We start from the raw sequence: 20,475 nt of genomic DNA on the forward strand, positions 1-20,475 counted from the left end.
ACCGTAATGCCCGTGACCACGCTCGATCCCAGGACCGCGCTCGTCGCCGTCGATCTGCAGAACGGCGTCATGGCCCTCTCCGGCAGCCCGCACTCCACCGGTGACGTGCTCACCCGGACGGTCCGGCTGGCCGAGACCTTCCGGGCGCGCGGCCTGCCGGTGGTGCTGGTGCGCGTCACCGCCGCGGCCGACGGCTCAGACGCCGCCCCGGGGCGCACCGACCTGCGCCGATCCTCCGGAGCCCCGTCCGCCGCAGCGTCGCCCGCCGGGTGGGACGAGATCACCGGAGACCTGGCCGGGCATCCGGGGGACATCGTCGTCACCAAGCGCAACTGGTCGGCCTTCTACGGCACCGACCTCGACCTGCATCTGCGCCGCCGCGGCGTCACCCAGATCGTGCTGACCGGGGTGGCTACCAGCATCGGCGTCGAGTCCACCGCCCGCGCCGCCCACGAGCACGGCTACCACGTCACCCTGGTGACCGACGCGATGACCGACCGCGACCCCGAGGCCCACCGCCACAGCGTCGAGAAGATCTTTCCCCGTCTCGGGGAGACCGGCACCACGTCCGACGTCCTCGGACTGCTCACCGCGACCACGTCCTGAAGGCGCGCGACGCCGGGCGGCGGTGACGGCTTGGCACAATGGCTGTGCCACCGTACCGGCCAGGAGGGGTCTCATGAGCGAGCGAGTCGGGGAAGAGCGGACCGGGGAGCACCGCGGCGGGGAGCACAGCCCGCTGATCACTCCCGAGGAACTCGCCGCGCTCGCCGACGTCACGATCCTCGACGTCCGCTGGCGGCTCGGCGGGCCACCCGGCATCGAGTCGTACCGTGAGGGGCACGTGCCCGGCGCGGTCTTCTGCGACCTGAACGCCGATCTCGCCGCCCCGCCCGGCCAGGCCGGGCGGCATCCGCTGCCCTCCCCGGAGGATTTCGGCGCCGCCATGCGCCGCCTCGGGGTGTCGGGCGCGCGCCCGGTGGTCGTGTACGACGACGCCGACTCGACGTCGGCCGCCCGGGCGTGGTGGACCCTGCGCTACTTCGGCCACGGCGACGTCCGCGTGCTGGACGGCGGCCTGCGGGCCTGGACCAAAGCCGGGCTCCCGGTGTCCAAGGAGGAAGGTCCGGTGACGCCGGGAGACTTCACCGCCCGGCCCGGCGGGATGCCGGTGCTCGACGCCGACCAGGCGGCCGCGCTCGCCGTCGATGGCGTGCTGCTCGACGCGCGGGCGGCCGAGCGGTATCGGGGCGAGGTGGAGCCCGTCGACCCGGTCGCCGGTCACATCCCCGGTGCGGTCAGCGCCCCCACCTCCGAGAACGTCGAGCCCGGTGGGCGCTTCCACAGCGGGTCGTTCCTCCGGGAGCGGTTCAACACACTGGGGGCCGTCGAGGGCGTGCCCGTCGGCGCCTACTGCGGGTCGGGGGTGACGGCCGCGCACGAGGTGCTCGCACTGGAGATCGCCGGACTGCCCGCCGCCCTGTACGCCGGCTCGTGGTCCAACTGGGTGGCCGACCCCGGCAGGCCCGTCGCGACCGGCTGACCTCATTCCGCCGGGAGGCGGCCGTCGCCGAAGCAGACGAATCCCGGCACGGCCGTCTTCTCCGACGCCAGGGCCAGCGCCTCGGCGGGGGAGCGGCCGTCCGCCAGCAGCGTGTGGAGAAGCGTCATCAGCGCCGGGGCCTCGTCGTCGCGGACCGGCACGACTCCGGCGACCACGCACGCCGCGCCCCGGTCGAGGAAGGTCCCGGCGAGTCCCAGCGCCGCGCCGTCCACCGGCGCGTGCGCCATTCCCGCGTCGCAGGCCGACAGGACGACGAGCCGGGGCATCCGGCGCGCGGTCAGCAGGTCGTACGCCATGAGCGGCCCGTCGTCCAGCGTGATGTGCGACAGCATGGGCCCGCGTGGGCTGAACAGCCCGTGGGCGGCGACGTGGAGCACGTCGGCCTGCTCCAGCGCGCGCAGCACCTCCGCCCTGGAGGCGCCGACGCGCCGCGCCCGCCGATGCGCGGCGGCGACCATCGCGGCCTCGGCGGCGGCGTGGTCGAGCCCCGGGCCCGCCACCGACATCACCAGCGGATCGCCGCCGGGCGGAGCGGGGGGCGGGGCGAACCATCGGGCGGCGTCCGCCGCGACCGACACCGGCCGTCCGCGCAACGAGGGGAGCAGCGGCCAGGGCAGTGTGCCCAGCGCTCCCGTGGGCACGATCGTCACCGGCCCGGCCGCCCCCTGCCCCGGAGAGCCGGGGGAGGCGAGCGTGCCGGGACCGCTCAGGAGCCGCCGGTCGAGGGCGGACAGTTCGCGGGCCACCGCCTCGTCGTCGGCGCCCGCCGGATGACCGGCGTCGCGCAGGACGCGGCGGCGCAGGCCGTACCTGATCCGCTTGGTCGCCTCCACCGCCGCCTGATAGGAGCCCAAGGTGCGCAGCGCGCACCCGCCGGCGTCCGCGGTGACGGCGAACAACTCGTCACCGCGCCGCACCAGCTCCACAAGCAGCCCAGCCCCAGCAAGCCGGTCCCCAGGCAGCGGCACAGGCAGGCGGCGGTTCTCGAGCGGCGGGAACGGCGGCGGTGCGCCGCGCACGACCGCCCGCCACCGCTCCGACCACTCCAGCACGGCCCAGGCGTCGCCCGTGCGGCGGGCATGGTCGATGGCGATCTCCAGGCCGAACGAAGCGAGATCCTCGGCGGGCCGTGCGGCGTGGGCTCGCAGCTCCGCGTCCCGCTCAGGCGCGTGAACGTCCTCCGAAGCCGCACCGCCCCCCGTCCGGCCGGTGCTTGCCTGCGGAACCGTGTCGCCTCTGGTCTCGTCGTCCGCGACGCACTGGGGATGGGTGGCTTCGATGCCGCGGGCGGCGGCGGCCAGGGCTTGGGCCAGGTCCCCGTCCAGGTGGTGCCGCAGGGCCACCGCGTGCCACCGGACGAGCGGGCGCGTCGCGGTGGCGGCGGCGATCCGCAACTGCTCGCGGGCGCGGCCGAGCGCGCCCAGCCGTACGGCCGAGGCGGCGGCGGTGAGCCGCAGCGCCGAGGACGCCGCGGACCACCCGCAGGCCGCCAGTTCGTCGGCACAGGCCACCAGTTCGGTGATCAGGTCCTCGCCCCGTGCATCCGGAGAGCGCGGTGCCTCCAGGGAGCCCGATGCCTCAAGGGCACTGGGTGTTTCCGGGGCGCCGGGGGCCGAGCCGGCCGCGGGACCGGTGAACCCGTCCTGTGGGTGGTCGGCCGTGTCCGCCAGGCGGGCGCGCAGGACGACCTCCGTGGCCAGAGGCAGCCAGGCGGTCCTGCCCTGCGCGGCCAGTTCCGCGTACGCCGTGCGCGCGGTCGCGCCGGCGAGCCGGGCGTCCCCGGAGAGGAGGGCGGTCTGGGCGAGCGACAGCCGCGCTTGGGGGATCGCCGCGTGCGCCTGTGCGGCCACCAGTTCGGGCACGGCCTGTTCGAGCAGCGCGCGTGCCTCGCCGGGCAGCCGGGCGGCCACGAGCGCCTCGGCGAAGTCCGTCCGCATCGCGGCGAGCCGCTCGGGAAAGCCGAACAGCGTCTCCTCCGCCGCGCGGTACCGCGTGAAGGCGGCGGCGATGTCGCCCCGGCGGGCCGCCACGAACGGCAGGTTGCCCTCCGCCAGCATCACGAGATGGTCGAGGCCCGCGAACCTGGCGATCCGGGCGCATCGGGCCAGGTCGGCCTCGGCTCTTCCGTACCGCTCCAGGTAGGCGTGGGCGAGGCCGCGGTTGAGCAGCGCGCCCGCCTGGAAGCGGGGATCTTCGTCCAGCGGGCCGATCGCCCGGTCGCAGTGCCGCACGGCCTCCGCGTGCCGCCCGAGCAGCATCAGGGCGACCGACCGCTGCACGTCCAGCCGCGCCAGGTCGGTCCCCGTGAGGTGCCGCTCGGCGAGGCCGGCCAGGCGCAGCCCGCCCTCGGGATCGCCGAGCTGGGCCCGGACCGTGACGAGCGACATCCGCGCCTGGGCCACCCGCCGCGGATGCTCCCGCGCCGCGCCGATCGCCTCTCGCAGGCGCTCCTCGGCCAGCTCCAGGTCGCCCAGCTCGCGCGCCGCCAGCGCAGACGCGCGCAGCGCCACCGAGGCCGCCTCGCCGTACGGCCCGGCCGGCTCCGCGCGCCGGGTCAGCTCCAGCACGGCCCGCGCCTCCGACAGGGCCCGTCGCGGATCGGTGCCCGAGAGCCGTACGGCCGCCTCGGCCCGGCCGACCAGCCGGTCGCCGTCCTGGTGAGGTTCATGGGAGGGGCCGGTGCACGGGCACGGTCCCGCGGCGTCCGGCCCGTGGGCGGGCTGCCGCGACATCACGGGCGTACGCGGAGCCAGCGGGTGAAGACGGGCGGCCGGCCAGGTCGATGGCAGACCACGCTGACCCATCCGGGCGGCAGGCCCGTGACCGCGAAGTGACCCGTCTCGGAGAGGGCGCGGACCTTGCCGACATGCGGGGTGCGCACCTCGATCCTGGCGTCCGGCCCGGGGGCGGGGGACACCTGCCCGGCCACCTCCATCCGCCCGCCGGTGATGGTCGTCTCCAGGTCGATGACCAGGCCCGCCGCGCTGAACCGGCGTACGTGCGCCGGGTTGTCCCGGCCGTCCCCGGCGCCCGGCCGCCATGACTCGTCGCCCGCTCCGGCGGCGCCCGGCTCCCCGGCCGCCGCGTCCGTGCCGGGCGAGGTCCCGGGCGAGGTCCCGGACGAGGCGTCGGTCGCGGGGGAGGAGCGCGCTCCGGGCGGCGCGGCGAGGTCCACCGGCCCGGCGGGCACTCCTCCGGGCACGCGCAGGCGGAAGACCGCCCGGGCCGCGGCCGAGACCCCCTCGGGCACGGGGTCGGCGCCCGCGCCCATGCGCAGGGCCGCGAGCAGGTATTCCTCCCTCATCGGCGCTCCTCCTGCCTCGTCGTCCCGCTTCGATACGGCCGCCCCGAGGGGTGGGCCCGGTTCCCGTTCACTCCGGTTCCTCCATCAGCGCGCGCAGCCGGGACATGCATCTGGCCCGGGTGGGTCCGATGCTGCCGACCGGCAGGTCGAGCCGGACCGCGATCTGGGCGTACCTCGCCTCGGGATGCAGCACGTAGAGGCGGATGAGCGAGCGGCAGGGCTCCCCGAGCAGGTCGAGCCGCCGCCACGCCTGCCTGCCGAAGTCGGCGTCGACCACGGCCGCCGTCGGGTCGGGCTGCGCCGTGTCCGGCACGTCCAGGTCGGAGATCACCTCACCACGGGCCCTGCGGCTGAGCCTGGCGGCCTCGTGCCGGGTGGTGGTGACGAGCCAGGCGCCGATCCGGGCGGGGTCGCGGATGGCGCCCGCGCTCTCCACGAGCCGGAGCCAGGCGCACTGCACCGCGTCGGCGGCGTCGGCGGCGCTGAGCCCGAACGCCCGCGCGACCGCCCACATCCTGCCGTCGAACCGGGCTACCAGGTCCTCCCAGCCGGCCTGGTCGATGGTGGCGAACGAGTCGTCTGTCGGCATGAAGTCACTCTTCGCGCTCGGGGGAATGCGAATGGTGACTGGAACCCTATCGATCCCCGGTCGTCACGACCACCCCGAGATCCCCGGCCCGCCGTCCCGCAGCAGGCGTCGTTCGGCCTGGTCGGGTGGAACCTCCCGGCACAGACGGGCGAGCGCGCCGGAGACCACGGCGGCGGCGAAGGACGTGCCGCTCCAGGAGGCGTAGCCGTGGAAGCCGCCGTGGTCCAGGAAGCTGCTGACGAGCCCGACGCCGGGCGCCCACACGTCCACCCAGGGCCCGTACGCCGAGAAGGGCGCGCGCATGTCCCCGTCGAGTGCGCCGACCGCGACGACGCCCGGCAGGGCGGCGGGCCAGAAGGGACGCGAGGAGGCCGTGTTGCCGGCGCAGGCCACGACGGCGGGGAAGGCGGCGAGCGCCTCGGCCAGCCCCAGGGGCGGCCCGTCGTCGAAGGTGTGCCCGCCGAAGGAGAGGTTGAGCACGTCGGCGGGCCCGCCGCGCAGCACTGAGAGGGCGCCCAGCAGCGCCGCCTCGTCGCTGACGCCGTCGCTGTCGAGGAGGCGTAGGACGCGCAGGCGCGCGCCGGGGGCGTGCCGCAGGATGAGCCCGGCCACGAACGTGCCGTGCCCGGCCTGCCGGTCGAGCACGCCGTCACCGTCGGCGTCGGGCGTCTCGGCGATGTCGGCGCTGTACCACCGCGCCAGCCACGGATGCGGGGCCAGGCCCGTGTCGAGCACCGCGACGGTGACCTCGCAGGGCTCCCCCGGCTCGTACGGCGGAGGCGGCGCGGGGGAGGGCGCCCCGCCGGGTCCGCCGAAGAACAACGGCTGGCCCGACAGGACGTGGTTGGGGGAGGCGGCGTGCCCGCGGTCGCGCAGCGTGGCCGTCAGGTCGATCACGTCGGCGTCCGGCGCGAGCCGTACGCGGTGCACGCGGCCCGTCCCGGGAAGCGGCCCGGGGAGCGGCTCGGCGGCGAGCGTCCACCGGGCGACCGCGGCGGGGGCGGAGGTCAGCAGTTCGCCCGGGCGGATGAGGGCGGGGCGCCCGGGGACGGGCTCGATGAGCCGGGTGCGCATTCGCGGAGCCTTTCCACGACCTATCTGGGGAGATCGCGGAAGGTGTCATTCCCAATGCAAAGAGTTGCCAAGCACCATTCGGTATGACCCCCCTCTGGTGCCAGGCTGCGACGGACGGTAGTCTCTCCTACAGTCATCCAACCGTGATCATCTCAAACCGTGAGGCCGTTGGGGAAGGCGCACCTCATGCGAATTGGGAGGTCCGGTGGCTGCTGCTCGTGGCGTCCTGTACGTCCACTCGGCTCAGCCTGCGCTGTGCCCGCATATCGAGTGGGCCGTCGCAGGCGTTCTTGGCGTGCCCGTCGACCTGACGTGGACCGCCCAGCCCGCCGCGCCCGGGACCCTGCGGGCCCAGGCGGAGTGGGAGGGCCGTCCCGGCACCGCCGCGGCGATCACGTCATCGCTCATGGGCTGGCAGCGCATCCGCTTCGAGATCACCGAAGACGCCTCGCCGGGTGTCGACGGCTCCCGGCATGCCTACACGCCGACGCTCGGGGCCTTCACGGCCGTCGTCGGCGCGAACGGCGACATCCTGGTCCCCGAGGACCGGCTACGCAACGTCATGCTGATGGCGACCCAGGGCCGGGTGGTCCTGGAGGACGAGCTCGACCGCCTGCTCGGCAAGCAGTGGGACGAGGAGCTCGAGTCGTTCCGCTACGCGGGCGAGGGAGCCCCGGTCCGCTGGCTGCACGCCGCCGTCTGACCCCCGCCGCCGGCCTCCGGCTCGTCCGGAGCCGTCCGCCGCGTCCCGGAGGTTCCCCGCTCGGATCGCCACAGCGGACGCCCGGCCACCGCTCACCCCGGCCCCTCCCCTGGGGGTCGTCCGGCTCTTCCTCATGCTGATCGCGCGGCCGGGCGTCGTCGTACCGCGTCCCGACCAGGCAAGAGAGTCCCGATCAGGCGAGGGCGTCCAGGACGGCGAGGTCCTCGACGGTCAGGCCGAGCCCGGCCGCCCGCATGTTCTCCTCCAGGTGGGCGAGCGAGGAGGTGCCGGGAATCGCCAGCGTGACCGGGGACCTGGTGAGCAGCCAGGCGAGCGCCACCTGCGCCCGGGCCGCGCTGTACCGGCCCGCGACTCGTCGAGCGTCGCGAGCCGCGCGGTGGAGGGGGCCATACCGGGCGGGGCCTGCGACAGGTCCAGCCCGGGGCGGAGCATGCCGGAGGCGAGCGGGAAGTGCGCGGTGAACGCGATGCCGGCGGTCTCGCACACGCCGAGGACCTCGTCGCCGGACCGGTCGAACAGATGCAGGCGGTTCTGCACCGCGGCCACCGGCGCGATCGCCCGCGCCGTCGTTGGCCACGTGCGGGCTGTAGGAGTCGCTCGTGTCGATATGGGTGACGCCCAGCTCCACGGCCCGGCGGAGTGCGGCGAGCGCGGCGGCGCGGTCCCACGGCGGTCCCCACACGCCCGGCCCCGGCAACTGCATGGTTCCATACCCGAGCCGCCCGACGGCCCGCCCGACGGCCCGCCCGTCGGCGAGCCGCAGGACGCCGGTGCTGGGAACGGTCATTCGGTCCTCTTGGTGCCGGCCGCGGCCTGGTCGCCGCGGCTGCGGGAGAGACGGGCACGGATCGACGCGGTGGTGATCGCGCCCTCGGGATCGCGGTCGAGCTTGTGCCGCCGTACGAGGTCGTGCACCCCCTGGCGGGTGATGCCCAGCATCGCCGCGGCGACCGAGACCGGAACCGAGGTGGCGGCCGGGTGCCCCGCGCGCCGGGCGACCGCCCGGCCCAGCGGGGTGCCCCACCACGCCGCGGGCGAGTCGAACGGCTCGTCTCCGGGATACAGGGCGCTCACGAGCCTGATCGCGAGGAAGGCGGCCGCGCGATCGTCCCGTCCGGCGCGTGGGCTCCGGACACGACGGAAGCGCCGGCCCCGTGATCGGGGGCCGGCGCTTCCGGAAAGCGATCAGAGCGGGATGTTGCCGTGCGCGCCGCGGGCCGGGGTGGCCTGGGCGAGCACCCGGGCGATCGCGCCGCGGGTCTTGGCCGGCTCGATGACCTCGTCGACCACGCCGAGGTCGATGGCGCGCTGAAGGCCGCCCGCGGCCTTCTCGTGCTCCTCGGCCAGCCGGGCCTCCAGCGCGGCCCGCTCCTCCTCCGGCACGGCGGCGATCTCGCGCCGCTTGATGATCCGCACCGCCGCGACCGCGCCCATGACCGCCACCTCCATGGTCGGCCAGGCGAACACGCGGGTCGCGCCGAGCGAGCGGGAGTTCATCGCGATGTACGCCCCGCCGTACGCCTTGCGGGTGATCAGCGTGACGCGGGGCACGGACGCCTCGGCGAAGGCGTGCAGCAGCTTCGCGCCGCGCCGGACGACGCCGTCGTGCTCCTGGCCGACGCCGGGGAGATAGCCCGGCACGTCCACCAGCACGATCAGCGGAACCCCGAAGGCATCGCACATCCGCACGAACCGGGAGGCCTTCTCCGCCGACGCGGAGTCGAGGCAGCCGCCGAGCCGCATGGGGTTGTTGGCGATGACGCCGACGGTGCGGCCGCCGAGCCGGCCCAGGGTGGTCACGATGTTCGGCGCCCACTTGGGCTGAAGCTCCACGCCGGGCTCGTCGAGCAGGCCCTTGACCAGGGGATGGACGTCGTACGCGCGGCGGGGGTTGTCGGGGAGCACGTCGCTGAAGTCGACCTCGTCCACCTCGCGCATCCGGCCCTGGTGGCCGAGGAGGCCGGCGAGCTGGCGGGCCCTCAGCAGGGCCTCGGGCTCGTCCTTCGTGACGACGTGGACGACTCCGCTGCGCTTGCTGTGCGGCTCCGGGCCGCCCAGGGCGGCCATGTCGATCTGCTCGCCGGTGACGCTGCGGACGACGTCGGGGCCGGTGACGAAGATGCGGCCGCTGTCGGCCAGGATCACGATGTCGGTCAGGGCCGGGCCGTACGCGGCGCCGCCGGCCGCCGGGCCGACGACGACGGAGATCTGGGGAACGACGCCGGACGCCTTGGTCATGGCCGCGAACACCCGGCCCACGGCGTGCAGCGACTCCACGCCCTCGGCGAGGCGGGCGCCGCCGCAGTGCCAGACGCCGATGACCGGCACCCGCTCGCGGACGGCCACGTCGTAGGCGTGGACGATGTGCTCGCAGCCCTCCGCGCCCATCGCGCCGCCCTGGATGCGGGCGTCGCTGCAGAACGCCACGACCGGCACGCCGTCCACCCGGCCGGTCACGGCCAGCACGCCGCTCCTGTCCTCGGGGGAGATCCGCCGGATCGAGCCCTCGTCCAGCAGGTGCCCGAGGCGCACCAGGGGGTCGCGAGAGTCGATGGCCGCCGCTTCGGCGGTCGCGGCCGCCGTCTCCCTGGCTGCCGTGGTCCCTCTGTCGGCCGTCGTCCCGCTGTCGAGCACAGTCATTCGAGACTCCCTTGTCAAACGGTCGTGAAGGCCACGGCGACGTTGTGGCCGCCGAACCCGAAGGAGTTGTTCACGGCCGCGATCTGCCCCTCGGGCAGGTCGCGCGGCTTGTCGCACACGATCTCGACGCCGATGCCGTCGTCCAGGTCGTCCACGTTGATCGTGGGGGGGATCAGCCGCTCGGCCAGCGTCTTGATCGTGAAGACCGACTCGATGCCGCCCGCGCCGCCGAGCAGATGCCCGGTCATCGACTTGGTCGAGGTGACGAGGACGTGCGAGCCGAACGACTTCTCGACCGCCTGGACCTCGATCACGTCGCCCGCGGGGGTGGAGGTGGCGTGCGCGTTGACGTGCAGGATGTCGCGCCCGGTCAGCCCCGCGTCGGTCAGAGCCTGGGTCATCGCCGTGATGAGCCCCCGGCCCTCGGGCTCGGGCTGGGTGATGTGGTGGGAGTCGGCGGACAGGCCGAGGCCCGCCACCTCGGCGTAGATCCGGGCGCCGCGGGCCACCGCGTGCTCGTACGACTCCAGCACGATCAGGCCGGCGCCCTCGCCGAGGACGAAGCCGTCACGGCCGCGGTCCCAGGGGCGGGAGGCCCGCTCGGGCTCGTCGTTCCGGGTCGACATGGCCCGGGCCGCCGCGAAGGCCGCCACGTTCAGCGGGTGGATCGCCGCCTCCGTGCCGCCCGCCACGACGACGTCCGCCCGGCCGGCGCGGATCATGTCCAGCGCGTACCCGATGGCTTCGGCGCCGGAGGCGCAGGCGGAGACGGTGGCGTGGACGCCGGCCCGGGCGCCCAGTTCGAGTCCCACCCAGGCCGCCGGGCCGTTGGGCATCAGCATGGGCACGGTGAACGGCGACAGCCGCTGCCAGCCCCGCTCCTTGAAGGTGTCGTAGGCCGACAGCGTCGTGCCGATGCCGCCGATGCCGCTGGAGACGCAGACCCCGAGCCGCTCGGCGGGCACCTCGGGGGCACCCGCGTCCTGCCATGCCTGGCGGGCGGCGATCAGCGCGAACTGCTCGCTGCGGTCGAGCCTGCGAGCCTCCGGCCGCGGCAGCACCTCGGCCGGATCGACGGCCGCCACACCGGCGAACTTCACCGGCACGGAGTCGACCCAGTCCTCGGTGAGCGGGCGGATGCCCGACCGCCCCTCGAGGAGCGCCGACCAGGTCGATGCGACGTCTCCACCGAGGGGCGTCGTCGCGCCGAGCCCGGTGACCACGACACGTACCCGGTCCTTACTCACTTCGTCTGCACTCCTCTTGCTGTTCGGGGCGTGAAGGGACCAGACATGCCCGGCCGCTCCCGGTGGCGCGGGCGGGGCACGTCCGGCGGTTCAGCTCTGGATGAAGCTGATGACGTCCTTGACGGTCTTCAGGTGCTTGAGCTGGTCGTCGGGGATCTCGACGCCGAACTCGTCCTGGGCCGCGACGGCGATCTCGACCATGGAGAGCGAGTCGATGTCGAGGTCGTCCACGAAGCTCTTCTCCGGGGTGACCTCCGCGGCCGGGATGCCGGTGATCTCGTTCACGATCTTGCCGAGGCCCGCGAGGATCTCCTGCTCGGTCAGTGCCATGTCGCGACTTCTCCTTGTTGTGTTTTCCTGGTTCGTCTGGGTCGCCCCAGATCCGTACGGCGGGCCGTACGGGGTCTCTCAGGGGATCTCGATCACCTGGGAGGCGTAGGTGAGGCCGGCGCCGAAACCCAGCAGCAGGGCGAGGCCGCCCGACGCGATCTCGCCGCGCTCCAGCATGCGGGAGAGCGCGAGAGGGATGGACGCGGCCGAGGTGTTGCCGGCGAGCACGATGTCCTTGGCGACGACGGCTTTGTCGGCGCCGATCCTGCGGGCGATGGCCTCGACGATGCGCAGGTTCGCCTGGTGCGGGACGAAGGCGGCCAGGTCGGCGGGGTCCACGCCGGCACGCTCGCAGGCGAGCATGGCCACCGGATGAAGGGTGGTCGTGGCCCAGCGGAACACCGCCTGGCCCTCCTGGTGGAGGAAGGAGTTCCGGTCCTTGATCATGATCGCGTCGGCTTTGTCGCCGGCGCTGCCCCAGGCCACCGGGCCGATGCCCGGCCGGTCGGAGGGGCCCACGACGGCGGCGCCCGCGCCGTCCGCGAAGATGACGGCGGTCGACCGGTCGTCGCGGTCGACCCACTGGCTGAGCTTCTCGCTGCCCACCACCAGCACGTTGGTCGCCGAGCCCGTCCGTACGGCGTCGGACGCGGCGGCCAGGGCGTAGCAGAACCCGGCGCAGGCGGCGTTCAGGTCGTAGGCGCCGGGCGCGCTGATGCCCAGCCGGTGGGCGACGCGGCCGGCGGTGTTGGGGATCGGCGCCTCGGGCGTGCAGGTCGCCACAATCACCAGGTCGATGTCGTCGCTCGACAGGCCGCTGGCGGCCAGCGCCTTGCCGCCCGCCTGGACCGCGAGGTCGATCTCCGACTCCTGCGGCCCCGCGATGCGGCGCTCCTTGATCCCGACGCGGCTCTGGATCCACTCGTCGTTGGTGTCGAGCCGCGCGGCGAGGTCGTCGTTGGTGACGACCTGCGCGGGCTGGTAGCCGCCGAACGCGAGGATGCGCGCGGCGGGGGCGCCCTGGCCGAGCCTCATCCGAGCACCTCCCGGGCCGTGTCGAGGTCGGCGGGGGTCTTGAGCGCGACCGTCCTGACGCCGGGCATGGCGCGCTTGGCCAGGCCCGTCAGCGTGCCGCCGGGCAGCAGTTCGATCATGGTGGTGACCCCCCGCTCGGCCATCGTCGCCATGCAGGCGTCCCACCGGACCGGGTTGGCGACCTGGGTCACCAGCCGCTCCAGGAACTCGCCCCCGGCGGTGACCGCCGCGCCGTCCGCGTTGGACAGCAGCGTGATCGACGGTTCGGCGGGGGTGACGGTCGCGGCCTCGGCGCGCAGGTGGTCCACGGCCGGGGCCATGTGGACGGTGTGGAAGGCTCCGGCGACCGCCAGGGAGCGCACCCGCGCCCTGGCGGGCGGGTCGGCCGCGAACGCCTCCAGGCGCTCCAGCGTGCCGCCCGCGACGATCTGGCCCGCGCCGTTGATGTTCGCGGGGGTGAGGCCGTGCCGGTCGAGCGCGGCCAGGACCTCGTTCTCGTCGCCGCCGAGCACCGCGCTCATGCCGGTCGCGGTGACGGAGGCGGCCTTGGCCATCGCCAGCCCGCGCTCCCGCACCAGGCCGAGGGCCTGCTCGGGGGTCAGCACCCCGGCGACCGCGGCGGCGGCGAACTCGCCGACGCTGTGCCCGGCGACCAGGTCGGGCCGCACGCCCAGCGTCTCGAAGGACGCCAGGGCCGCCGCCACCAGCAGCGGCTGGGCCACGGCGGTGTCGCGGATCTCGTCGGCCCCCGCGGTCGTCCCGTACGACGCGAGATCGAGCCCCGCGATGTCGGACCACGCGGAGATTCGGTCCCGGAACTCGGGGATCTCAAGCCACGGACTGAGGAATCCTGGGGTTTGGGCGCCTTGGCCCGGAGCGACGATGACGAGCACGTACTCAACCCTGCCCTGTAGAGGTTCACCACACTGATGGAGATCCGAACGAACTTTGTGGAGGTGGCGTTGTGGGGTACCTACAGTTTCGGTGTCGAGTGGATTAAGGAACCCGGCTCAGGTTACGGACAGGCGACCGAGTATGAGACCGACTTGGAGCGTGAATGCGGACCTGCCCTCCGTCGGCTGGTACCCGGTCAGCTCCGTGATCTTCCGTAGACGGTACCGCACCGTGTTGGGGTGGACGAACAGCAGCCGCGCGGTCGCCTCCAGCGAGGTCCCCTGCTCCAGGTACGTCGCGAGGGTGTCGAGCAGGGGGGTCCCGGCCAGCGGCTTGTAGACGTTCTCCACGAGCTGGCCGCGGGCGTCCTCGTCGCCGTCCAGGGCGCGCTCGGCCAGCAGGTCCTCGGCGAGCACGGGCCGGGGCGCGTCGGGCCAGCCGGCGGCGGCGCGCAGCCCGGCGATGGCGGCCCGGGCCGACCTGGCCGCCGCGTGCAGGTCGGGCACCTCCGGCCCGATCACGACCGGCCCGGGCCCGAAGCGCGACACGACGCCGCGCGCCGCGTCCTTGACGCCGTCCGCCCCGCCCACGATCACGATGAGCCGGTCGCCCTGCACGCCGGCCAGCAGCTCGTGGCCGATGCGGCGGCCCTTGTCGCGCAGCCCGTCGATGACGCTCTGCGGGTCCTCGTCCGGGGCGCACCCCGCGAAGACGACGACCGGCGCGGAGGTCCAGCCGAGCGCGGCGGCCCACGAGTGCAGGCCGTCGTCGACCTGGCCGCGCACCAGCGCGTCCACGATCAGCGCCTCCAGCCGCGCGTCCCACGAGCCGCGCGCCTCCGCCTCCCTGGCGTACACCTGAGCGGCGGCGAAGGCGACGTCGCGCGTGTAGCGCAGCATGGCGTGCCGCAGCAGCTCCGCGCCGCCGGGCGCGGCCAGCTCCTCCACCTGCGCCTCGACGACCTCGACGACGATGCGGACGAGGTCGACCGTCTGCTGCAGCGAGACGCTGCGCTTCAGCTCGCGCGGCGCGGTGCCGAAGAACTCGATGCTCGGCGTCGGCCTGCCCTCGCCCGCGTGGCCGAACCACTCCACGAACGCCGCGATGCCGGCCTGCGCCACCAGCCCGACCCACGACCTGTCCTCCGCGGACAGCGCCCGGTACCAGGCGAGCCGCTCCTCCATCCGGGCCATCGCGGCGGTCCCCAGGCTGCCCATGGCGCGGTCGAGCCGCCGCGCCGTGTCCTCCCGGATCCTGTCGCTCATCGGCACGTCGTCCCCGGCCCCCCGGGTGACTCCGTCGCTCTGCCCGTCCGTACGCACCTGTCCGCCGTTTCGCGCGCCCCGTTCGCTCACGTCCCCTAGCGTGCCAGGTCGCCGCACGGAACGCGCTCCCGGTCCCGTACGGCGCGTTGCGGCGGCAGCTGGGGACCTGGGACCTCAGATGACGGCGACCGCCGTGATGAGGCCGATGAAGAAGTGCGTCACCCCGAGGAGCACGGCGGCGGGCCGCAACGCGTCGTCGCTGACCAGCTCACGCACCGAGATCCCCGCGACCTTGTCGAAGGCGACCATGCCGAGCGTCTGCACGGCGATGCCGACCAGCCCGAACACGAGCGTCGCGAGCAGGCCCTCGCGCAGTTCGCCGCCCGACGACCAGATGGACGCCGCCACGATGAGCGCCACACCGGCCACGCTGGAGGTGGCGAGCACGGTCGCGTTGGGGTTGCGGTCGGTGCGGATCACCGTGCTGAGCCTGCCGGGGATCGCCAGGTCCACGACGTAGAACCCGGCGACGAGCAGCAGCACGCCGAGGACGGCGTACGAGACGATCGCCAGGGCGCCGTGGCCGAGCACACCGGCGAGATTGGTGGTGGTGTTCACGGGGGCCTTCGCTTTCAGCCGTGGATGCGGTGGGGGACGAATGAGGACGTGTCGTCGGTGACGAGGCCGGAGGTCTCCCGGATGCCGAGCCCGGCCGCCTCGTCGTCGACCACCCAGGCCCCGAGCACCGGACGCCAGCCGTCGAAGTCCGGCAGCGGCCGGAACTCCTGGTGGACGAAGCCCTCGGCGCCGTAGTCGCCGCCGGTCTCCAGCTCGACTCCGGGCGCGGAGATGCGCATGGAGGCGCCCTCGCGGCCGAGCAGCGGCTTGCGTACGTAGCCCGGCCCGGTGGCCAGCTCACGGGGCCCGTCGAGATAGGCGGGCAGCAGGTTGGGGTGGCCGGGGTAGAGCTCCCAGAGGATCGCCAGCAGGGCCTTGTTGGACAGCAGCATCTTCCACAGCGGCTCGATCCACGTCATGGAGACCTGCTGCGCCAGGGCCTGCGGGGCGAACGGCTCGGCGACGAGCCACTCCCAGGGATACAGCTTGCACACGGTGCGGATGACCCGGTGCTCCATGTCGACGAACCGGCGGTTGAGCGCGTCCCAGCCGATGTCCTCCATGGCGACCGCCGCGGTGGTCAGCCCGGCCTGTTCCGCGGTCTCCTGGAGATAGCCGACGGTCATCGCCTCCTCGCCCGTCTCGTCGGCGCTGGTCCACCCGAAGTGGACCGGGCCGGTCTGGAGCGTGAGGGACTTCCAGCGGTCGATCAGGCGCTCGTGGATCGAGTTCCACTGGTCGTCGCCGGGATGAACGTCCTTCAGCCAGAACCACTGCACGACGGAGCTCTCGACCAGGCTGGTCGGGGTGTCGGCGTTGTACTCCAGCAGCTTGGCCGGTCCGGCGCCGTCGTAGCGGAGGTCGAAGCGGCCGAACAGGTGCGGGTCGCGCCGCCGCCACGACTCGGCGACGGCCGTACGGCAGTGCGGGGGGATGCCGAGGTCGGCGTACCGGTCGTGGGTCACGACGTGGTCGGCCGCCGCCAGGCACATCCGGTGCAGCTCCTCGACCTGGTCCTCCAGACTGAGCACCTCGTCCAGCGTGAAGACGTAGTGGACGCCTTCGTCCCAGTAGGGCCGGGTGAGGCCCTCGGGATGGGCGGACCGGTGGTAGGCCAGGCCCTGCGACTCGATGATCGCCGCCCAGTCCTCCCTGGGCGCCGAGGTCTGCCTGCGCACCCGTCAGCCACCGCCGCCGCTGTGGAACCCGAACCCGCCCCGCTGGATCACCCGTCCCGTATGGCTGGTGATCCGGGCGTCGGCGGGCCGCACCGTCGTCCCGTTGTGCACCCGGGCGCCCGTGCGGCTGCCGCCGTAGTACCAGCGGTACGCGCCGTGCGAGCCGCTGTAGTGACGATGGTCGTCGTCGTCGTCGCAGTAGTAGTCGTCGACGACCAGGTAGGAGCCGTCCGGGTTGCGCGTCGAGGTGTCCACGCAGTCCGCGCCGACCTCCTCGTAGTCGTCCTGGGCCGCGCAGAAGCCCACGAGCAGCACCGACAGCACGCCCAGCGTGCCGAGCTTGACCGCCGTGGACGACTTGCCGCCGCCCTCGGGTGGCGGCGGAGCCGGCCTGCGCCCCGCCTGGCGCGCCGACCACTGCGCGCCCATCGCCAGGGGATGGGGCGGCGGCAAGGGCGGTGTTCCGCGTGGGGGACTGTCCCCGGGCTCTGGCAATCCGGCTCCTGCTGTCGAGATCGGCACACACTATCGTCTCGTCGGACGAACGGGACAGCCTGGTTCAAGGTTCCGGATCGGCGCGCGCGGCGCCGGGTAGCGTGCCCGGTGTGGACCCAGTCGAGGCGCTCAAGCGCATCGCCTTCCTGCTGGAGCGGGCCGGCGAGCCGACCTACCGCGTGCGCGCCTTCCGCGGCGCCGCCGCCGCGATCGAGGAGCTGCCCCGGGAGGAGCTGGTACGGCTCGCGCGCACCGGCGGCCTGACGGACCTGAAGGGCGTCGGCAAGGTCACGTCCCTGGCCGTCACCGAGGCGCTGGACGGCGCCGTGCCGACCTACCTGCGGCGCCTGGAGGACACCGCGGAGACCGATCTGGACGAGGCCGCGCGGGCGCTGCGGTCGGCGCTGCGCGGCGACTTCCACAGCCACTCGGACTGGTCGGACGGCGGGTCGCCGATCGAGGAGATGGCCGCCGCCGCACGGGAGCTCGGCCACGAATACCTGGCGCTGACCGACCACTCGCCCCGGCTGACGGTGGCGCACGGGCTGTCCGCCGACCGGCTGAGACGGCAGCTCGACGTGGTCGCCGCCCTCAACGAGACGTACGCGCGGGACGGCGGCCCGCCGTTCCGGATCCTCACCGGCATCGAGGTGGACATCAACACCGACGGCTCGCTCGACCAGGAGCCCGAGCTGCTCGGACGGCTCGACGTCGTGGTGGCGAGCGTCCACTCGCTGCTGCGGATGGACGCCGCGGACATGACGCGGCGGATGGTCACGGCGGTGGCCGACCCGGACGTGGACGTCCTCGGGCACTGCACGGGCAGGGTGGTGCGGGGCCGCGGACGGCCCGAGTCGCGCTTCGACGCCGAGATCGTCTTCGAGGCCTGCCGGAGGTTCGGGGTCGCCGTGGAGATCAACTCGCGGCCCGACCGGCTCGACCCGCCCAAGCGCCTGCTGCGCCTCGCGTACGAGATGGGCTGCGAGTTCGCGATCGACTCCGACGCGCACGCGCCCGGCCAGCTCGACTGGCAGCGGTTCGGCTGCGAGCGGGCGGCCCTGTGCGGCATTCCGGCGGAACGTATCCGCAACACCCGGCCATGGGGCACTTGAGGTGATAGGGGTGTGGCGTCTGGGTGAGGTGTGTTGTACCGGTCTGTCCGGGCTGATCGACGTAGCGTCGAATCATGAAACGCCGCGACGCGCTGGTGAAGGAGCTTGAGTCCGGCGGCTGCCTGCCGGCCCGCGAACTCGCCTCGCGCCTCGGGGTGAGCAAGAGCACCGTCATACGCGATGTGGCCAGGCTCCGGGAGGCCGGGGTCCCCATCCGGCTCGACCAGGGCGGGTACGCGCTCGCGGGGCCGGACACGGTGAAGCGGGCGATCGACCGGGCGCTGCGCGGGCGGCACGTGCTGCGCCTGGAGTACGTCGGCACCAAGGGCGTGGCCACCGTAAGGGACGTCGAGCCCAGCATCTGCCTCGGCGGCAGGGGCGGGCACTGGTATCTGGTGGCCTGGTGCCGGCTGCGTGAGGACGTGCGGGTCTTCCGGCTCGACCGGATCTCCTGGGCGGAGGTCACCGGGGAGCGCTTCCCCGAGCCGGGCCGCGACCGCCTGGCCGAGCTCGCCGAAGCCGCCGGCGGCTGACCGGGGAGGCGGCCCGGAACCGGCCGGCAGGCCGGAGAGCAGGACCGACGGCTTCTGGAGGAGCTGCGGGGACGGCCGGAGTCGAACGGGTCAGCGAGAAATGTCGGTGGGGTGGCTTACCTTCGAGGGCGTGAACCGTACCGACCGGCTCTACGCGATCGTCGAGGACCTGCGGGCGATCTCCCCGCGCTGCCGGTCCGCGCGTGAGCTCGCCCAGCGTTTCGAGGTGAGCTCGCGGACCATCGAGCGGGACATCTCCGCGCTGCAGCAGGCCGGCGTCCCCATCTACGCCGAGGTCGGGCGCAGGGGAGGGTATGCCCTGGACAGGAGCATGTCCCTGCCTCCGCTCAACTTCACCCCCGCCGAGGCCGTCGCGGTGGCGATCGCACTCAGCCGCACCGAGCAGCAGCCCTTCGCCGACGAGGCACGCAGCGCACTGCGCAAACTCGTCGCCGCCATGCCCGGCCCGGAGGGGGAGCGCGCCCGTCAGCTGGCGGCCCGCGTCCAGATCCTGACCGAGGAGAAGCCGGAGTCGCGATACACCGGGTCGATCGGCCGGGTCATCGAGGAGGCCCTGCTCAACGGCCTTGTCCTGCGCATCCGGTACGCCGACGCCCAGGGCGTGCTGACCACCAGGGACGTCGAGCCCGGGGCGTTCGTCGGCGGGCGGAGCGGGTGGTGGTATCTGGTGGCGTGGTGCCGCCTGCGCGACGCCGTCCGCGTCTTCCGGCTCGACCGGATCGCGGACGCCGCCCTCACCGACGAGCCGGTGCCCGGACGGCCTCTGGAGGCCTTCGACGCCGACATACCGCACATGATCGCGCGCACTCCGGCACTGGACTGAGATTCGAAAAAATGTTCGTGAGAGCGTGGAAACACCGACAGGGGGGTGTCGCGAGGGGCTGGGAGTCTCTACTCACGCGAGCGGCGCACCGGTCCCGGCCTCATCCGGCCGGATCCGGTCCGTCCGCCCGCATCGCTCGATCGGCCGCCCGGCGCACGCTCGCTTGGAACTCGCATGGAGACGGTGCGCGGAGGCACCGAGCGGAGGCACTGAGCGGAGGCACTGAGCGGTTCGACAGAACTCCACAGAGCTTCAGCGAGCTTTAGAGAGCTTCAGAGACTTAGCAGGACTTCAGAGGAAGAGAACGGACGATGACGACTCCCGCCGAGCCCGCAGTCAACACGGTCGCCTGGTTCGAGATCGCGAGCGACGACCCCGAGGGCGTCCAGCGGTTCTACGGCGGCCTGTTCGGCTGGCGCTTCCGGACCGACGAGAACTCGGCCGCGATGGGCATGGACTACCGGCTCATCAGCTACGCCGACGACGCTGAGGTGCAGGGCGGAGTGTTCGCCACCGGGGGCGACATGCCCGGCCACGCCGTCTTCACCGTGCTGGTGCGCGACGTCGTGGAGACCTGCCGGCAGGTGGAGGCCCTCGGCGGAAAGGTGCTCAGCGAGGTCGTGGGAAACGACAAGGGGCCCGACTTCGCCTACCTCCACGACACGTCGGGCAACCTCTTCGGCGTCTTCGCTCCCACCGTCTCCTGACCCTCCACATGCCCACGCTCCCGCAGACAGGCGGCCAGGCACCCAGGGTGCTGGTCCTTCACGACGCCGCTGCCCGGCCCGCCACGCCGGCGACCGTGTCGCAGCCGAGCGGTGTGGTGCCAGGGTGTGCGTGCGCGGTGCCGGGCCGCGTGCTGCCTGGTCGTGAGGTGCGGGTTGTGTGGTGCCAGGGTGTGCGTGCGCGGTGCCGGGCCGCGTGCTGCCGGGTTGTGCGTGCGCGGTGCCGGCGTGGGTGGTGCGAGAGTATGCGGGCTTCTCGTGTCGCAGCCGGGGCCGCACCTCCTGGCGGGCGATGCCTGGCCGG

22 protein-coding genes and 2 pseudogenes are annotated in these 20,475 nt (G+C 73.8%); 7 read left to right on the top strand and 17 right to left on the bottom strand.

The window, feature by feature from the left end:
- The first annotated feature begins 12 nt into the window (after positions 1-12).
- The gene (locus tag Mam01_RS10265; RefSeq protein WP_239101191.1) at positions 13-606 is read left to right on the top strand and encodes an isochorismatase family protein; all 594 of its coding nucleotides are present in this window, start codon (positions 13-15) and stop codon (positions 604-606) included.
- Between the two features lie 73 nt (positions 607-679).
- Positions 680-1,543: a sulfurtransferase gene (locus tag Mam01_RS10270; RefSeq protein ID WP_204285139.1), complete on the top strand. Its 864-nt coding sequence runs from the start codon at positions 680-682 to the stop codon at positions 1,541-1,543.
- A gap of 2 nt (positions 1,544-1,545) precedes the next feature.
- Here Mam01_RS10270 and Mam01_RS10275 read toward each other — a convergent pair whose 3' ends face one another.
- The 4 genes from Mam01_RS10275 to Mam01_RS10290 form a co-directional block, all read right to left on the bottom strand.
- Positions 1,546-4,296, bottom strand: coding sequence for a CHAT domain-containing protein (locus Mam01_RS10275; RefSeq protein ID WP_239101217.1), 2,751 nt, complete (start codon positions 4,294-4,296; stop codon positions 1,546-1,548).
- Complete coding sequence (locus tag Mam01_RS10280; RefSeq protein ID WP_204285141.1) at positions 4,296-4,868, bottom strand: hypothetical protein; 573 nt, start codon at positions 4,866-4,868, stop codon at positions 4,296-4,298. Before Mam01_RS10280 ends, Mam01_RS10275 begins: the two co-directional genes overlap by 1 nt.
- 67 nt (positions 4,869-4,935) lie before the next feature.
- Entirely contained in the window at positions 4,936-5,457 is a 522-nt protein-coding gene (locus Mam01_RS10285; protein WP_204285142.1) for an RNA polymerase sigma factor, read from the bottom strand.
- 63 nt (positions 5,458-5,520) lie between these two features.
- The gene (locus tag Mam01_RS10290) at positions 5,521-6,531 is read right to left on the bottom strand and encodes a S8 family peptidase (protein ID WP_204285143.1); all 1,011 of its coding nucleotides are present in this window, start codon (positions 6,529-6,531) and stop codon (positions 5,521-5,523) included.
- A gap of 205 nt (positions 6,532-6,736) precedes the next feature.
- Between Mam01_RS10290 and Mam01_RS10295 the strand changes: the two genes are divergently transcribed.
- A complete protein-coding gene (locus tag Mam01_RS10295) occupies positions 6,737-7,234 on the top strand; it encodes a DUF3145 domain-containing protein (RefSeq protein ID WP_204285144.1) in 498 nt (165 codons plus the stop codon).
- Between the two features lie 193 nt (positions 7,235-7,427).
- Here Mam01_RS10295 and Mam01_RS37615 read toward each other — a convergent pair whose 3' ends face one another.
- From Mam01_RS37615 to Mam01_RS10350, 13 genes and pseudogenes are all read right to left on the bottom strand, one after another.
- Positions 7,428-7,739, bottom strand: coding sequence for an aldo/keto reductase (locus tag Mam01_RS37615; RefSeq protein ID WP_345530756.1), 312 nt, complete (start codon positions 7,737-7,739; stop codon positions 7,428-7,430).
- Positions 7,733-7,801, bottom strand: a pseudogene (locus tag Mam01_RS37620) (hypothetical protein); the annotation flags it as partial. The gene Mam01_RS37615 and the pseudogene Mam01_RS37620, both read right to left, overlap by 7 nt.
- Positions 7,802-7,844: 43 nt before the next feature.
- A pseudogene (locus Mam01_RS37625) lies at positions 7,845-8,042 on the bottom strand (aldo/keto reductase); the annotation flags it as partial.
- Complete coding sequence (locus tag Mam01_RS10305) at positions 8,039-8,329, bottom strand: hypothetical protein (protein WP_204285146.1); 291 nt, start codon at positions 8,327-8,329, stop codon at positions 8,039-8,041. The pseudogene Mam01_RS37625 and the gene Mam01_RS10305, both read right to left, overlap by 4 nt.
- Positions 8,330-8,440: 111 nt before the next feature.
- Positions 8,441-9,895 carry an acyl-CoA carboxylase subunit beta gene (locus Mam01_RS10310; RefSeq protein ID WP_204285147.1) on the bottom strand — a complete coding sequence of 485 codons (1,455 nt, stop codon included), beginning with the start codon at positions 9,893-9,895 and terminating at the stop codon, positions 8,441-8,443.
- Positions 9,896-9,909: 14 nt separating this feature from the next.
- A complete protein-coding gene (gene fabF, locus Mam01_RS10315) occupies positions 9,910-11,142 on the bottom strand; it encodes a beta-ketoacyl-ACP synthase II (protein ID WP_204285148.1) in 1,233 nt (410 codons plus the stop codon).
- Between the two features lie 90 nt (positions 11,143-11,232).
- Positions 11,233-11,472: an acyl carrier protein gene (locus tag Mam01_RS10320; RefSeq protein ID WP_150932264.1), complete on the bottom strand. Its 240-nt coding sequence runs from the start codon at positions 11,470-11,472 to the stop codon at positions 11,233-11,235.
- Positions 11,473-11,550: 78 nt separating this feature from the next.
- Positions 11,551-12,507 carry a beta-ketoacyl-ACP synthase III gene (locus tag Mam01_RS10325; RefSeq protein WP_204285149.1) on the bottom strand — a complete coding sequence of 319 codons (957 nt, stop codon included), beginning with the start codon at positions 12,505-12,507 and terminating at the stop codon, positions 11,551-11,553.
- Entirely contained in the window at positions 12,504-13,400 is an 897-nt protein-coding gene (locus Mam01_RS10330) for an ACP S-malonyltransferase (protein WP_204285150.1), read from the bottom strand. The genes Mam01_RS10325 and Mam01_RS10330 overlap by 4 nt, the downstream gene beginning before the upstream one ends.
- Before the next feature lie 117 nt (positions 13,401-13,517).
- The gene (locus Mam01_RS10335) at positions 13,518-14,666 is read right to left on the bottom strand and encodes a PucR family transcriptional regulator (RefSeq protein WP_239101218.1); all 1,149 of its coding nucleotides are present in this window, start codon (positions 14,664-14,666) and stop codon (positions 13,518-13,520) included.
- Between the two features lie 174 nt (positions 14,667-14,840).
- Positions 14,841-15,284, bottom strand: coding sequence for a DUF350 domain-containing protein (locus tag Mam01_RS10340; RefSeq protein WP_150932257.1), 444 nt, complete (start codon positions 15,282-15,284; stop codon positions 14,841-14,843).
- 14 nt (positions 15,285-15,298) lie between these two features.
- Positions 15,299-16,462, bottom strand: a complete 1,164-nt coding sequence (locus Mam01_RS10345; protein ID WP_204285151.1) for a glutathionylspermidine synthase family protein — start codon at positions 16,460-16,462, stop codon at positions 15,299-15,301.
- Between the two features lie 3 nt (positions 16,463-16,465).
- Positions 16,466-16,891 carry a hypothetical protein gene (locus Mam01_RS10350; protein WP_204285152.1) on the bottom strand — a complete coding sequence of 142 codons (426 nt, stop codon included), beginning with the start codon at positions 16,889-16,891 and terminating at the stop codon, positions 16,466-16,468.
- Positions 16,892-17,067: 176 nt separating this feature from the next.
- Here Mam01_RS10350 and Mam01_RS10355 point away from each other — a divergent pair, with 176 nt between their 5' ends.
- The 4 genes from Mam01_RS10355 to Mam01_RS10370 all read left to right on the top strand — a co-directional run bounded on the left by Mam01_RS10355 (position 17,068) and on the right by Mam01_RS10370 (position 20,153).
- Positions 17,068-18,069, top strand: a complete 1,002-nt coding sequence (locus Mam01_RS10355) for a PHP domain-containing protein (protein WP_204285153.1) — start codon at positions 17,068-17,070, stop codon at positions 18,067-18,069.
- A gap of 74 nt (positions 18,070-18,143) precedes the next feature.
- A complete protein-coding gene (locus tag Mam01_RS10360; RefSeq protein ID WP_204285154.1) occupies positions 18,144-18,602 on the top strand; it encodes a helix-turn-helix transcriptional regulator in 459 nt (152 codons plus the stop codon).
- Between the two features lie 130 nt (positions 18,603-18,732).
- Entirely contained in the window at positions 18,733-19,446 is a 714-nt protein-coding gene (locus Mam01_RS10365) for a helix-turn-helix transcriptional regulator (protein ID WP_150932249.1), read from the top strand.
- Positions 19,447-19,757: 311 nt separating this feature from the next.
- Entirely contained in the window at positions 19,758-20,153 is a 396-nt protein-coding gene (locus Mam01_RS10370) for a VOC family protein (protein WP_204285155.1), read from the top strand.
- Positions 20,154-20,475: the final 322 nt, after the last annotated feature.

Origin of the sequence: Microbispora amethystogenes (assembly GCF_016863015.1) — a bacterium.
In the GTDB taxonomy this organism is placed as follows: Bacteria; Actinomycetota; Actinomycetes; order Streptosporangiales; family Streptosporangiaceae; genus Microbispora; species Microbispora amethystogenes.